This is a genomic window from Streptomyces sp. CG4, assembly GCF_041080655.1.
Classification (GTDB): domain Bacteria; phylum Actinomycetota; class Actinomycetes; order Streptomycetales; family Streptomycetaceae; genus Streptomyces.
In genome coordinates, this window is sequence record NZ_CP163525.1 from 6,194,009 (window position 1) to 6,206,986 (window position 12,978).

The following is a 12,978-nucleotide window of genomic DNA, read 5'->3' on the forward strand; positions in this document are numbered from 1 at the left end:
GCCTTCCGGCAGAGCAGCTCAACAGGGAGGCACCGGCGTGGCAACGCAACGGGGATGGGCGAAACGGTTGGCGGGATACGCCTGGCGCTACCCCAAGGACGTGATCCTCGCCCTCGGCTCCTCGCTCGTCGGCATGGCCGTCATGGCCGTCGTACCGCTGATCACCAAGGTGATCATCGACGACGTGATCGGGAACCACACCCGCTCGATGGCGCCCTGGGCCGGCGCCCTGATCGCCGCTGCCCTGCTCGTCTACGCCCTCACCTACATCCGCCGCTACTACGGCGGCCGCCTCGCCCTCGACGTCCAGCACGACCTGCGGACCGAGATGTACGGCACGATCACCCGCCTCGACGGCCGCCGTCAGGACGAGCTGTCCACCGGGCAGGTCGTCGGCCGGGCCACCAGTGACCTGCAGCTCATCCAGGGCCTGCTCTTCATGCTCCCGATGACCATCGGGAACGTCCTGCTCTTCCTGATCTCCCTGGTGATCATGGCGTGGCTGTCACTGCCACTGACCCTGGTCGCGCTCGCCGTCGCGCCCGCGCTCGCCTGGATCGCCAGGCGCAGCCGCAGCAAGCTGCACCCCGCCACCTGGTACGCCCAGGCGCAGGCCGCCGCCGTCGCGGGCGTGGTCGACGGCGCGGTGAGCGGCGTACGCGTGGTGAAGGGCTTCGGGCAGGAGGAGCAGGAGACCGGGAAGCTCAGGGAGGTCGGCCGCAAGCTCTTCGCGGGGCGCCTGCGCACCATACGGCTGAACAGCACGTACACCCCCGCCCTGCAGGCCGTCCCGGCCCTCGGCCAGGTCGCCATGCTGGCGCTCGGCGGCTGGCTGGCCGTGCGCGGCCACATCACGCTCGGCACCTTCGTCGCCTTCTCCTCGTACCTCGCCCAGCTGGTCGGCCCGGTCCGCATGCTCGCGATGGTTCTCACGGTCGGCCAGCAGGCCCGGGCCGGCACCGAGCGCGTCCTGGAGCTGATCGACACCGAGCCGACGCTCCACGAAGGCACCAAGACGCTCCCCGCCGACGCGCCCGCGACCGTCGAGTTCGACGACGTGTCCTTCGGCTACGACGACGAGCGCCCCGTCCTGCGAGGACTGACCTTCGAGATACGCCCCGGCGAGACCCTCGCCGTCGTCGGCTCCTCCGGCTCCGGCAAGTCCACCCTCTCCCTGCTGCTCCCGCGCTTCTACGACGTCACCCACGGCGCCGTCCTGATCGGCGGCCACGACGTACGCGAGCTGACCCTGGACAGCCTGAGGGCCGCGATCGGGCTCGTCCCCGAGGACTCGTTCCTCTTCTCGGACACCGTCCGCAGCAACATCGCCTACGGCCGCCCGGACGCCACCCGGGAGGAGATCGAGGCCGCCGCCCGCGCCGCCCAGGCGGACCGTTTCATCGGGGAACTCCCCGACGGGTACGACACCAAGGTCGGCGAGCAGGGCCTGACCCTCTCCGGCGGCCAGCGCCAGCGCATCGCGCTCGCCCGCGCCCTGCTCACCGACCCGCGCCTGCTCGTCCTGGACGACGCCACCTCGGCCGTGGACGCCCGGGTCGAGCAGGAGATCCACGAGGCGCTCAAGCAGGTGATGCAGGGCCGTACGACCCTGCTCATCGCGCACCGCCGCTCCACCCTCAACCTCGCCGACCGCATCGCCGTCCTCGACGGCGGCCGGCTCGCCGACCTCGGCACCCACGAGGAACTCCAGCAGCGCTCGGCGCTCTACCGGCGGCTGCTGACCGACCCGGACGAGCTGGGCGGGGTCTCCCCGGGCCATGTCGAGCCCGCCGTACCGCGGGAGGACACCTCCGTCCGCGAGGAGCTGGACGCCGAGTTCGACGCCGAGCGGGGCGTGACCCCGAGGCTGTGGACGGGCGACCGGCAGCCGAAGGAGCAGGCGCTCTCCGGCACCCCGGCCACCCCGGAGCTGCTCGCCCAGGTCGAGGCGCTGCCCCCGGCCGTCGACACCCCGGACATAGACGAGGCCCGAGCGGTCCGCCGCGAGGACTCCTACGGCCTGCGCCGCCTGCTGCGCGGCTTCGGCCTGCCCCTCCTGCTCAGCCTGCTGCTGGTCGCCGTGGACGCGGGCGCCGGCCTGCTGCTGCCGGTGCTGATCCGGCACGGCATCGACGCGGGCGTGACGAAGATGGCCCTCGGCGCCGTGTGGGCGGCCGCGCTGCTCGGTCTGCTGACCGTCCTCGTCCAGTGGGCCGCGCAGATCGGCGAGACCCGGATGACCGGCCGTACCGGTGAGCGGGTGCTGTACGCGCTGCGGCTGAAGATCTTCGCCCAGCTGCAGCGGCTCGGGCTCGACTACTACGAGCGCGAGCTGACCGGCCGGATCATGACCCGGATGACGACCGACGTGGACGCGCTGTCCACGTTCCTGCAGACCGGCCTGGTCACCGCGTTCGTCTCGGTCGTCACCTTCTTCGGCATCATGGTCGTCCTGCTGGTGATCGACGTCCAGCTCGCCCTCGTCGTCTTCGCGACGCTGCCCCCGCTGATCGTCGCGACCTTCTTCTTCCGCCGGGCGAGCGTGAAGGCGTACGAACTCGCCCGCGAACGCGTGTCGACGGTCAACGCCGATCTGCAGGAGTCGGTCGCCGGGCTGCGGATCGTGCAGGCCTTCCGGCGCGAGCGGGACGGCGGGCGGCGGTTCGCCGAGCGCAGCGACAGCTACCGGCGCGCCCGGATCCGCGGCCAGTGGCTGATATCGGTCTACTTCCCGTTCGTGCAGCTCCTGTCCTCCGTCGCGGCGGCCTCCGTAATGATCGCGGGCGCACACCGGGTGGAGGCGCAGACCCTCACCACGGGCGCCCTGGTCGCCTACCTCCTCTACATCGACCTGTTCTTCGCCCCGGTCCAGCAGCTGTCCCAGGTCTTCGACGGCTACCAGCAGGCGACGGTCTCGCTGGGCCGCATCCAGGAGCTGCTGCGCGAGCCGACCTCCACGAAGTCCGCGGACGAGCCGCTGGAAGTGCTGTCGCTGCGCGGGGACCTCGCCTTCGAGGACGTGCGCTTCGCGTACGGGAACGACGAAGAGGCTCTCACCGGCATCGACCTGACGATCCCGGCCGGGCAGACGGTGGCCTTCGTCGGCGAGACGGGCGCCGGCAAGTCCACGCTGGTCAAGCTGGTGGCCCGGTTCTACGACCCCAGCGGCGGCCGGGTCACGGTCGACGGCACGGATCTGCGCGCCCTGGACCTGACCTCGTACCGGCACCGCCTCGGGGTCGTCCCGCAGGAGGCGTACCTCTTCCCGGGCACGGTCCGGGACGCCATCGCCTACGGCCGGCCGGGCGCCACGGACGCCGAGGTGGAGGCGGCGGCACGGGCGGTGGGCGCGCACGAGATGATCGCCACCCTCGACGGCGGCTATCTGCACGAGGTCGCCGAGCGCGGCCGGAACCTCTCGGCCGGCCAGCGCCAGCTGATCGCCCTGGCCCGCGCCGAACTGGTCGACCCGGACATACTCCTGCTGGACGAGGCCACGGCCGCCCTGGACCTGGCCACGGAGGCGCAGGTCAACCAGGCCACCGACCGGCTGGCGGGGCGGCGTACGACGCTGGTGGTCGCCCATCGCCTCACCACGGCGGCCCGCGCGGACCGGGTGGTCGTGATGGACCACGGCCGGGTCGCGGAGGAGGGTACGCACGAGGAACTCCTGGCGAGGGGCGGACGGTACGCCGCGCTGTGGCGGACCTTCGTGGGAGAGGCCGAAGCCGTGGCATGACTCGGGCCACTTGCGTGCCGGACGGAGTCCGGCCAGTCGTCCGCAGTATCGATATGCCGCTTCCGCGGCGTGGCTTTGAGGCCCGCCAGGGCCGAGGAGTGCGAGGGCGACCGAGGGAGGTTCTGCCCACGGCCGGGTCGCGGAGGACGGCACGCACGACGAGCTCCTCGCCCTCGACGGCCGGTACGCCGAGCTGTGGCGCACCTTCGTCGGCCGCCCCGAACCCGAGGAGCCGGTCACCGCGTCCCGCTGACGCCCCTGCCGTCACCTGCGCCTCGACCTGTACTTCTGACGGTCGTGCAACCATCCGACATACGTCGTGCGTCCGTACAGCAGTACGGCAATCGGGGGACAGGATCATGGCTGGGGGAGGACAACAGTGGACAGTGGCGCAATAGGCAGGCGGCTGGCGCTCGGCGCGGCCGTGCTGGCCGCGGCCGGAGTGCTCGGCCTCGTGACATCCGGCACCGCCGCGGCGGACACGGCCGGCGGCGGCTGTGCCGGGAGCCAGGTGCGGACCCTGCCGTTCAGCACAGGGATCACACGCGTGTACAGGACCGGCGACGGCTACGTCTGCGCCGTCACCCTCGCCCGCAAGCCCGGCACCACCCAGACGATGGCCGTCAGCGTGCAGGCCCGCGGCGGCCGGCCGGTCGTCGACCAGGGCCGCTACGTGCACCACGCGGGCCCGGTCACCGTCCACGCCGGCCAGCGCTGCGTATGGATCAGGGGTTCGGTGGGCTCGGGGTCGGTCAGCTCGGGCTGGATCCTCTGCTGAGGCGTCCGCGTCCCTGACGGCCGGCGGGGCGCCGGGAACCGGACCGGTTCCGCGGTCGTCCAACGGCGGGTTGCCGGACGAATCCCCGTGGTGCGGTGTCGGCCCGCACGCCTGGCGGCGAGCGCCGACTCACCCTCTCCGCCGCATCCGGCCGGCAGCCCGTCGCCATCGGCGCGCCCCCCTCAATGCGCCGGTGGCGGCCCCTCTTCCGGTTACTGTGCTCTCCCTTGACGGAAAGAAACCTCCCGGATATTGGTGACTCCTCGGAAGTTTCCTTCACGGTTCTCCTCTGGAAGGAGCGCACGTGTCCGACACCGGCAGACCGTCCAGACGCGCCGTCCTCGCCGCCACCGCGGGCCTCACCGCCGCGCTGACCGTCCCGGCCGGCGCGCAGCCCGCCGCACCCCCCGACCCCCGCCGGCTGCGCGCCCTGATCTCCCGGATGACGCTTGAGGAGAAGGTCGGCCAGCTCTTCGTGATGCGGGTCTACGGCCACTCCGCCACCGCCCCCGACCAGGCCGACATCGACGCCAACCGCAAGGAACTCGGCGTCGGTACGGCCGCCGAGCTGATCGCGAAGTACCGCGTCGGCGGCATCATCTACTTCACCTGGGCCCACAACACCCGCGACCCGCACCAGATCGCGGACCTCTCCGACGGCATCCAGCAGGCTTCCCTGGAACAGCCGCGCGGCCTGCCGGTGCTCATCTCCACCGACCAGGAGCACGGCGCGGTCTGCCGGGTCGGCAGGCCCGCCACCCTCTTCCCCGGCGCCATGGCCGTCGGCGCCGCCGGCTCCCGCTCCGACGCGCACACCCTCGGCCGGATCTCCGGCGCCGAACTGCGCGCGATGGGCATCAACCAGGACTACTCCCCGGACGCCGACGTCAACGTCAACCCGGCCAACCCCATCATCGGCGTAAGGTCGTTCGGCGCCGACCCGAAGGCCGTCGGCGCACTGGTGGCCGCCGAGGTGAAGGGCTATCAGGCCGCCCGGGTCGCGGCGACCGCCAAGCACTTCCCGGGCCACGGCGACACCGCCGTCGACAGCCACACCGGCTTCCCGGTCATCACCCACAGCCGCGACCTGTGGGAGAAGCTGGACGCCGTCCCCTTCCGGGCGGCGATCGCCGCGGGCATCGACTCGATCATGACCGCGCACATCCAGTTCCCGGCCCTGGACGACTCCGGCGACCCGGCCACCCTCTCCCACCCCATCCTCACCGGCATCCTGCGCGGCGAACTCGGCTACGACGGCGTCGTCATCACCGACTCGCTCGGCATGCAGGGCGTCCGCACCAAGTACGGCGACGACCGGGTGCCGGTGCTCGCGCTGAAGGCGGGGGTCGACCAACTGCTCAACCCGCCCTCGATCGACGTGGCCTGGCACGCCGTACTGAAGGCCGTACAGGACGGGGAGTTGACCGAGTCCCGGCTGGACGAATCGATCCTGCGCATCCTGCGCCTCAAGGCCCGGCTCGGACTCTTCGGCCACCCGCACACCAGCCGGGCGGGCATCGAGCGCACGGTGGGCACCGCGGCGCACCTGGCCGCCGCCGACCGGATCGCCGAGCGCGGCACGACCCTGCTGGTCAACGAGGACCACACCCTGCCCTTCGACCCCCGCACCGAGCGCCGCGTCCTGGTCGTCGGCGCCGACCCGGACTCCCCCTCCGGCACCACCGGCCCGCCCACCGGCGTACTGGCCGCCGCCCTCACCGAGCTGGGCTTCACCGCCACCGCCCTGTCCACGGGCACCGCGCCCACCGCCGCCGCCGTCGCCCAGGCGGTCACGGCCGCACGGGACGCGGACGCGGTGGTCGTGGCGACGTACAACGTGACGGCGGACAACGCGCAGCGCACGCTGGTGTCACACCTGCTGGCCACCGGCCGGCCCCTCGCGGCTCTCGCCGTCCGCAACCCCTACGACGTGGCCCAATTCCCCTCCGTGAAGGCGTGTTTGACGTCCTACGGCTGGACGGACGTCGAAGTGCGCGCCGCCGCCCGGGTGATCGCCGGACGCGTGGCGCCGCGCGGCAGGCTGCCGGTGCCGGTGCAGCGGGCCGACGACCCCACGCAGGTGCTGTATCCGATCGGGCACGGGCTGACGTACTAGCCGTACGCCACACACCCGGCGTACTACCCCCAACAGGAGGAAACCCGCCCCAATGACTGGCGTGGCCACGCCGCCCAGGGCCACGCTGGACCGGGGTGTGTCAGGGGGGATGGCGATGCGTGGGAAAGGTGCCGTCGCAGCGGTGTGCCTCGCCTGCCTGCTGCCGGCCGCCCTGCTGACCGGCTGCCGGGGCCAGGCGGGCACCCCCGTCGGCGACGCCCGCCCCACCCCGGCCACGACCGATGACTACGGCGCCGATTTCCTGGAGACCGGCGCGTGCAGCTCCTTCGGCACGGTCAGCTTCACCGAGGTGCCCTGCACCAGCGAGCGGGCGGCGGCCAGGGTCGTCGCCCGCTACGACGGCGCGGTCACCGACGGCCCCCTGTGCCCGGCGACCACCGACTTCGTCCTCCACATCAGCGCCCAGCGCGCGATCACCCCGGGCTACGCCTGCATGCGCAACCTGGAACCCCCGCATCCCGGCGACCCCGGCGGCGGGGGCGGTCCCCGCACGATCCCGGGCGACTGCGTCTACACCTCCGGCGAGGGCCAGGTCCGCGAGACCGCGTGCGACGGCTCCGGCGACCACCGGCCCCAGTACCGGATCACCAAGGCGGCACCGACGCGGGACGACTGCCCCGCGTCGACGACCCTGTACGTCCGGCTGGGCGGGAGCGATCCGGTGGGTTGCGCAAGCCGGGTATGAGTTCCTACGGCCTCGACGCGGGCTCGCGCTCGGTGTCCCCGGCATCCAGCTTGGCGTCGAAGCGGGCCAGGGGCTCGGCCCGGGCGGTGTCGGCCGCGGAAACGCCCGCCCACTGCAGGATGCGCCCCGTGGCGAGGGTGTTCTCCCGCGGCACCAGGCCCGCCACATTCGCGCCGTGGTTCATGCCGGGCGCGGTGAAGACGTACGAGTCACGGGCGCCCGCGCCGAGCCGGAACCGCTCCGAGCCCCAGGGGTCGTTCTGGCCGTACACGAAGAGCGTGTGCGTGGCGTGGTGCCGTACCCATGTGTCCACGTCCCGCATCGCGTACGGCTGGAAACGCATCGGGATGGCGCGGGGCACGAAGTTGCGCGGCGGCTGGTAGCCGTAGCGGATCAACTTCCGCTCGATGTACGGGAAGTGGATGGTCGGCGAGCCCAGCTGGGTGCCGGCCTGGTAGTAGTACGGCGTGAACTGCGCGAGCCCCTGGTCGGTGTAGGCGGAGAAACCGGAGATGGTGTCGACCGACTTCCAGATGGCGTCGTCGCTCGCCGTGGCCGCGTCGGCCGGGACGGTGCCGCAGTCCTTCAGCAGGCTGTACTGCCAGAAGCCCCACACATAGTCGAGGACGACCGCCTCGTACGCCTTGTCCAGCCCGCCGATGGTGTCGAACGTGTACCCCTTCCCGGCGGCGTACTGCGCATACCGCTTCTCCAGCGGCTCCCGGCGCACCAGCGCCTCCCGCTGGACGGCGTTCAGCCGGTCCCGGCACTCCTTGGTGCCGACCGTGGTGAAGAAGCGGTCGTAGGCCGAGTCCTCGTCGTTGACGACGTCGTTCGGGGCGACGTAGGCGACCACGCCGTCCATGTCGCGCGGATGGAAACGCTCGTAGTACGTCGCCGTCATGCCGCCCTTGGAGCCGCCGGTGGCGATCCAGTGGCCACCGTAGATCGGCTTGAGGGCCTCGAACACGCGGTGCTGGTCGTCGGCCGCCTGCCGGATGTCGAGCTTGGACCAGTCGGCCGGGTCGGGGCGGGACGGCGTGAAGTAGCGGTACTCCAGGGAAACCTGGTTGCCGTCCACGATCCGGGTGGGCTCGCTGCGGGACGGGTTCGTGGAGACGTTGTAGCCGCTGGTGTAGAAGACCGTCGGACGGCTCACGTCCTTGTGCAGCACGGTGATCCGCTGCTGGAAGGTGCCGCGGTCCGGGTGCCGGTGGTCGACCGGCTGGGTGTAGTTCAGGACGAAGTAGCGGTAGCCGGGGTACGGCTTCTCCTCGACCAGGCTCATGCCCGGTATGGACAGCAGCCGGTCCTTGATGTCGGTCGGCTCGGACCGGGCGGCGGTGGCCGCACCCGCCGCCGTGCCGCTCAGCGTGCCGATGAGCACCGCGAGCGTCAGCAGCCATCTGAGCACCTTGCGCATGCGCACTCTCCCCTGTGTGACTTTTGTGAGACACATGTGCGCCGGAAGCTATCGGAGCAACTTGCGTCACACCAGGGGGAGTTGTCCACGGTGTCGGTGCGGCTCAGCCGGTCTCGGCCAACTCGGCTGCGGACACCCGGAGTTGATCCCGCACCGCCGCCAGTACCGGATCCCTTTCCGCTCCCGCCCGGACCGCGGCGAACACGTTCCGGGACGGCGGCTGGCCCGCGACCGGCCGGACGGCGAGGCGGCGCCGCTCGTACAGCGGCCGGACCAGCCGCGGCACCAGCGCCACCCCGGCACCCGCCTCCACCAGGGCGATCAGGGCGCCCCAGTCGTTCACCGGGTGGCGGATGTCCGGGGTGAAGCCCGCCGCCGCGCACACCGCACGGGCCACCGCGCCGCAGCAGCTCCCGGCCGCGCCCACGATCCAGTCGGCGGCGGCCAGTTCGCGCAGCGGGACGCGCTCGCGGGCGGCCAGCGGATGGTCCTCCGGGAGCGCCGCATCGAGGCGGTCCGTCAGCAGATCGGTACGGGTGTAACGGCGGTCGGTGTGCGGGGGTGTCGCCGCGAAGTCGACGGCCACCACCACGTCCAGCCGGCCCGCGTCGAGCGCCGTGAACGCGTCCGGGGGTTCGGCCTCCACCACGTCCACCCGGACCTGCGGAAGCCGCTCGGCCAGCGCGCGCAGGGCCGGCGGCACCAGCCCCAGGATGCCGCTGCCGAAGCAGCCGATCGTGACCTGCCCGCGCCCGCCCGACCCGTACGCCACCAAGTCGGCCCGCGCCCGCTCCAGTTGGGCGGCGATGGTCTCGGCGTGGCCGAGCAGGATCCGGGCTTGCCCGGTCAGCCGTACGCCCCGCCCCTCACGCTCGGTCAGCGGCGCGCCGAACTCCCGGGCCAGCGCCGCGATCTGCTGGGACACCGCCGACGGGGTCAGGTGCAGGGCCTCGGCGGTACGGGCCAGGCTGCCCCGGCGCTCCAGCTCGCGCAGCACGGTCAGCCGCCGCAGATCCATCGTGAAGTTCCCACTTAAGTGTTCCACCCGGAAACATTAACTGGACCGAGGGACTGGACCCAGGCGATCATCGCCACCATGACCACGCGCTCGTACCTGATCCTGCACGGCTGGCAGAACCGCCGCCCCGAGGGCCACTGGCAGCACTGGCTCGCCGCCCGCCTCACCGAGCTCGGCCACCGGGTCTCCTATCCCCAGCTGCCCGCCCCGGACGAGCCGGAGCTGGAGGTGTGGCTGGCCGAACTCGCCGGTCACCTGGAGGAGTTGAACGAACCCGGCGCGAGCGAGCGGGTCGTGCTCGCCCACAGCCTGTCCGCCGTCCTGTGGCTGCATGCCGCCGCCCGGAGCATGAAGCAGCTGCGCCACGCGGACCGGGTCCTGCTGGTCGCCCCGCCGTCCCCGGCCACCGTCGCCGGTATCCCGGAGATCGCGGCCTTCGCCCCGCCGGCCCCGAACCCGCCCCTGCCCACCCCCACGCGGCTGGTCGCCGGCGCCGACGACCCCTACTGCCCCGAGGGCGCGAACCAGGTCTACGCCGCCCCGCTGGGCATCCCCGCCGACATCCTCCCGGCCGCGGCCCACCTCGACCTCGACGCGGGCTACGGCCCCTGGCCGGCGGTCCTGGACTGGTGCCTGACCGCAACCACCCCGCTGACGCCCCGGGCGGGCGGCGGCTGCGCCCCCTAGGGGCGCGGGGCTGTATCGATATGCGGCTCCGCCGCGTGAGCACGACCAGCCCCAACGCACCCGCACTCGGCAACGGCCGGCACTCCCGAGCCCGCAGCCGAACTAGGCCGCCTCGCCCAAGAGCCGCAGCAGATGATCCCGCCCGGCACCGAGCAGCCCCGCAAGCGGCGCAGCCGACTCGTGCCAGCGCTTCTCGTACTCCCAGCACAGCCACCCGTCCCACCCGTGCCGGCAGAGCACATCCACGCACTCGGTGAGCGGCAGCACCCCCGAGCCCAGCGGCAGCGGCTCCGGGTCCTCGGCCGAGGCGATGTCCTTGACCTGCACATACCCCAGGTGCGGGGCGAGCGCCGCATACGTGTCGGACGGCTGCTCACCGCCCAGCCAGGTGTGCATCACATCCCACAGCGCCCCCACCTGCCGATGCCCGACCGGACCGAGGACCCGGATCGCGGCGGCACCGGTGCGGTGCGAGTCATGCGTCTCCAGCAGGATCCGCACCCCCAGCGCGGCGGCGTCCTCCGCCGCGGTGCCGAGCCGCCGCGCGGCGATGGCGTCGGACTCCGCGCGGGGGAGGTCCGGGTCGGCGCCGGGGAAGACCCGGACGAAGGGGGCGCCGAGGTCATGGGCGAGCTGGAGGAGATCCCGGACCTCCGTCAGCACGGGAGCGTCCGCACCGGGCGCGGCGACGCGCGCGTACCCGGCGACGCCCAGCACCTCGACCCCGGCCTCCTTGAAGAGGGCCGCGGTCCCGGTGCGTTCGGCGGGGGAGAGGCCGGGGTGCACCGGCTCCTCGGGGTGGGCGCGCAGTTCGACGCCGTGGTAGCCGTGCTCGGTGGCGAGTGTCAGGACCTCCGGGAGGGGCAGGCCGGGGACACCGAGGGTGGAGAAGGCCAGCTTCATGGCTCGGACCCTACTCGCCCTGCCCGCCCCTCGCCCCGCTTGTCACTCGCCCGATCCGTGCAGATCCAGTCGCCAGTCCTGCCCCACGAGATCCTTGCCGAAGGAGCGGTGCGGTTTCTCGGCGACGAGCACGAAGCCGTGCCGCTGGTAGATGCGGCGGGCGCCGCTCAGCACGTCGTTGGTCCACAGCACCAGCTCGCGGTAGCCGACCCCGCGCGCGAAGTCGATCACGGCCCGCACCAGCCGGTCGCCGAGGCCGTGCCCGCGCGCCTCGGGCTCGACGAGCAGCAGCCGCAGCCGGGCGGCACCCGGCGCGTCGTCCCGTACACACATCACACACCCCACCGGCCGGCTCCCCCGCTCGGCGATCCACACCCGCTCCAGATGCGGGTCGTGGTCCTGCGCGAAGTCGGCGACGATCCGGGCGATCAGCCCCTCGTAGTCGGTGTTCCAGCCGTACTCGGCGGCGTACAGCGCGGCGTTGCGCTGCACGATCCAGCCGAGGTCGCCGGCGCGCGGCTCGCGCAGCACGGCCTCGTGGGACCCGGCGCGCCGCTCGCCGAGGATGTCCTGGATGGTCCGCATGGCCTCCGCCAGCCGGGGCCGGTCGGCCGGGGGCACGGTGTCGAGCAGGGCCCCGACCGTGTCCCGGGCCCGCTCGTCCAGCAGTCCGGCGGCCTCCCGTCCCCGCGCGGTCAGCCGCACCCGCCGCCGGCGCGGATCGGTGTTCGAGGGCCCGCGCTCGATCAGCCCGGCGTCCTCGAACTTGTTCAGGATGCGGCTCAGATACCCGGCGTCCAGGTCGAGCCCGGTGCGCAGATCGACCGCGTCGAGGTGCGGCACCTGGGCGAGTTCGTACAGCACGCGGGATTCGGTGAGGGTGTAGGGGGCGTAGAGCCGGCGACCGTAGTCGAGGGCGCCGATGAGGCCCGTGTAGAAGCGGTTGAAGGCGCGGACGTCCTGGACGGTCATGATCGCCCCCGGATGCTTGACTCAGTCAGAGATACCGTCTCTCCGAGCCTAGGCCCGGCGCCCGCCCGCGTCCACGGTCCGCCCCTCTTCGGCGCCCCAACTTCCTTTGCTGGTTCTTTCTTTCTCCGTCGGGCCCTGCTTTTGACATCCGCGCGATCGCATCGTAGGTTTGTAAACAAACGTCACATAAGTCCGATATTCAACGGAAGTGACGAGCCGCCCCCGCAGGGCATCGCGGGAGGCGACGGCGCACAGAGCTACGCGCAGGCTCTGGGGCGCAAACGGTCGGCCCGTCGAGGCCGCCGGAAAATCAATCACACCCTCGGAGAGGGGCTCATCATGCGCGCGCACGCGACCCGTATCAAGAGAGTGGCCATCGCGGTCTGCTCGGCACCGATCCTGGCCATCGCGGCCGGAGCCGGAGCCGCCCACGCCGCCACCACCGCTGCTCCGACCCACGTCACTGCCTCCGCGCACACCGACGGCGGTGGTTGGGGAGACGGCGGCTGGGGCGACGAAGGCGGCTGGGGCGGCGGCTGGGGCGACCACGGCGGCTGGGGCTGGGGAGACCACGGCGGCGGCTGGGGCGACGAAGGCGGCTGGGGTTGGGGCGATGGCGGCTGCGACTGAAGGTCA

Annotated in this window: 10 protein-coding genes; 6 read left to right on the forward strand and 4 right to left on the reverse strand. The window is 72.5% G+C overall.

Features of this window, described 5'->3' with window-relative positions; all coding sequences use genetic code 11:
* Positions 1 to 37 precede the first annotated feature (37 nt).
* The 4 genes from AB5L52_RS28215 (at position 38) to AB5L52_RS28230 (ending at position 7,339) form a co-directional block, all read left to right on the forward strand.
* Positions 38 to 3,739 (forward strand): ABC transporter ATP-binding protein, encoded by a 3,702-nt coding sequence (locus tag AB5L52_RS28215; protein WP_369366931.1) that lies wholly within the window; start codon positions 38 to 40, stop codon positions 3,737 to 3,739.
* Between the two features lie 379 nt (positions 3,740 to 4,118).
* On the forward strand, positions 4,119 to 4,517 hold the full coding sequence (locus tag AB5L52_RS28220) for a hypothetical protein (RefSeq protein WP_351031070.1): 399 nt from the start codon (positions 4,119 to 4,121) through the stop codon (positions 4,515 to 4,517).
* Between the two features lie 304 nt (positions 4,518 to 4,821).
* A complete protein-coding gene (locus AB5L52_RS28225; RefSeq protein WP_351562935.1) occupies positions 4,822 to 6,633 on the forward strand; it encodes a glycoside hydrolase family 3 protein in 1,812 nt (603 codons plus the stop codon).
* Between the two features lie 115 nt (positions 6,634 to 6,748).
* Entirely contained in the window at positions 6,749 to 7,339 is a 591-nt protein-coding gene (locus tag AB5L52_RS28230) for a hypothetical protein (protein WP_369366934.1), read from the forward strand.
* A gap of 4 nt (positions 7,340 to 7,343) precedes the next feature.
* Here AB5L52_RS28230 and AB5L52_RS28235 read toward each other — a convergent pair whose 3' ends face one another.
* Together AB5L52_RS28235 and AB5L52_RS28240 are read right to left on the reverse strand one after the other, a co-directional pair.
* Positions 7,344 to 8,762, reverse strand: a complete 1,419-nt coding sequence (locus AB5L52_RS28235) for a S28 family serine protease (protein ID WP_369366936.1) — start codon at positions 8,760 to 8,762, stop codon at positions 7,344 to 7,346.
* 103 nt (positions 8,763 to 8,865) lie between these two features.
* Positions 8,866 to 9,807 (reverse strand): LysR family transcriptional regulator, encoded by a 942-nt coding sequence (locus tag AB5L52_RS28240; protein WP_369366938.1) that lies wholly within the window; start codon positions 9,805 to 9,807, stop codon positions 8,866 to 8,868.
* Between the two features lie 51 nt (positions 9,808 to 9,858).
* On the opposite strand from AB5L52_RS28240, the gene AB5L52_RS28245 reads away from it, so the two are divergent.
* Entirely contained in the window at positions 9,859 to 10,467 is a 609-nt protein-coding gene (locus tag AB5L52_RS28245; protein ID WP_351031080.1) for an alpha/beta hydrolase, read from the forward strand.
* 102 nt (positions 10,468 to 10,569) lie between these two features.
* Here AB5L52_RS28245 and AB5L52_RS28250 read toward each other — a convergent pair whose 3' ends face one another.
* Both AB5L52_RS28250 and AB5L52_RS28255 read right to left on the reverse strand, forming a co-directional pair.
* Positions 10,570 to 11,370 (reverse strand): sugar phosphate isomerase/epimerase family protein, encoded by an 801-nt coding sequence (locus AB5L52_RS28250; protein WP_369366940.1) that lies wholly within the window; start codon positions 11,368 to 11,370, stop codon positions 10,570 to 10,572.
* Positions 11,371 to 11,412: 42 nt separating this feature from the next.
* Positions 11,413 to 12,342 (reverse strand): GNAT family N-acetyltransferase, encoded by a 930-nt coding sequence (locus AB5L52_RS28255; RefSeq protein WP_369366942.1) that lies wholly within the window; start codon positions 12,340 to 12,342, stop codon positions 11,413 to 11,415.
* A gap of 339 nt (positions 12,343 to 12,681) precedes the next feature.
* Between AB5L52_RS28255 and AB5L52_RS28260 the strand changes: the two genes are divergently transcribed.
* On the forward strand, positions 12,682 to 12,972 hold the full coding sequence (locus tag AB5L52_RS28260) for a hypothetical protein (RefSeq protein ID WP_351031087.1): 291 nt from the start codon (positions 12,682 to 12,684) through the stop codon (positions 12,970 to 12,972).
* The last annotated feature ends 6 nt before the right edge of the window (positions 12,973 to 12,978 follow it).

Coding starts and splice junctions, on each gene's coding strand:
- AB5L52_RS28230 (WP_369366934.1), top strand. CDS start 6,749: ATGCGTGGGAAAGGTGCCGTCGCAGCGGTGTGCCTCGCCTGCCTGCTG.
- AB5L52_RS28235 (WP_369366936.1), bottom strand. CDS start 8,762: ATGCGCAAGGTGCTCAGATGGCTGCTGACGCTCGCGGTGCTCATCGGC.
- AB5L52_RS28245 (WP_351031080.1), top strand. CDS start 9,859: ATGACCACGCGCTCGTACCTGATCCTGCACGGCTGGCAGAACCGCCGC.
- AB5L52_RS28250 (WP_369366940.1), bottom strand. CDS start 11,370: ATGAAGCTGGCCTTCTCCACCCTCGGTGTCCCCGGCCTGCCCCTCCCG.
- AB5L52_RS28255 (WP_369366942.1), bottom strand. CDS start 12,342: ATGACCGTCCAGGACGTCCGCGCCTTCAACCGCTTCTACACGGGCCTC.
- AB5L52_RS28260 (WP_351031087.1), top strand. CDS start 12,682: ATGCGCGCGCACGCGACCCGTATCAAGAGAGTGGCCATCGCGGTCTGC.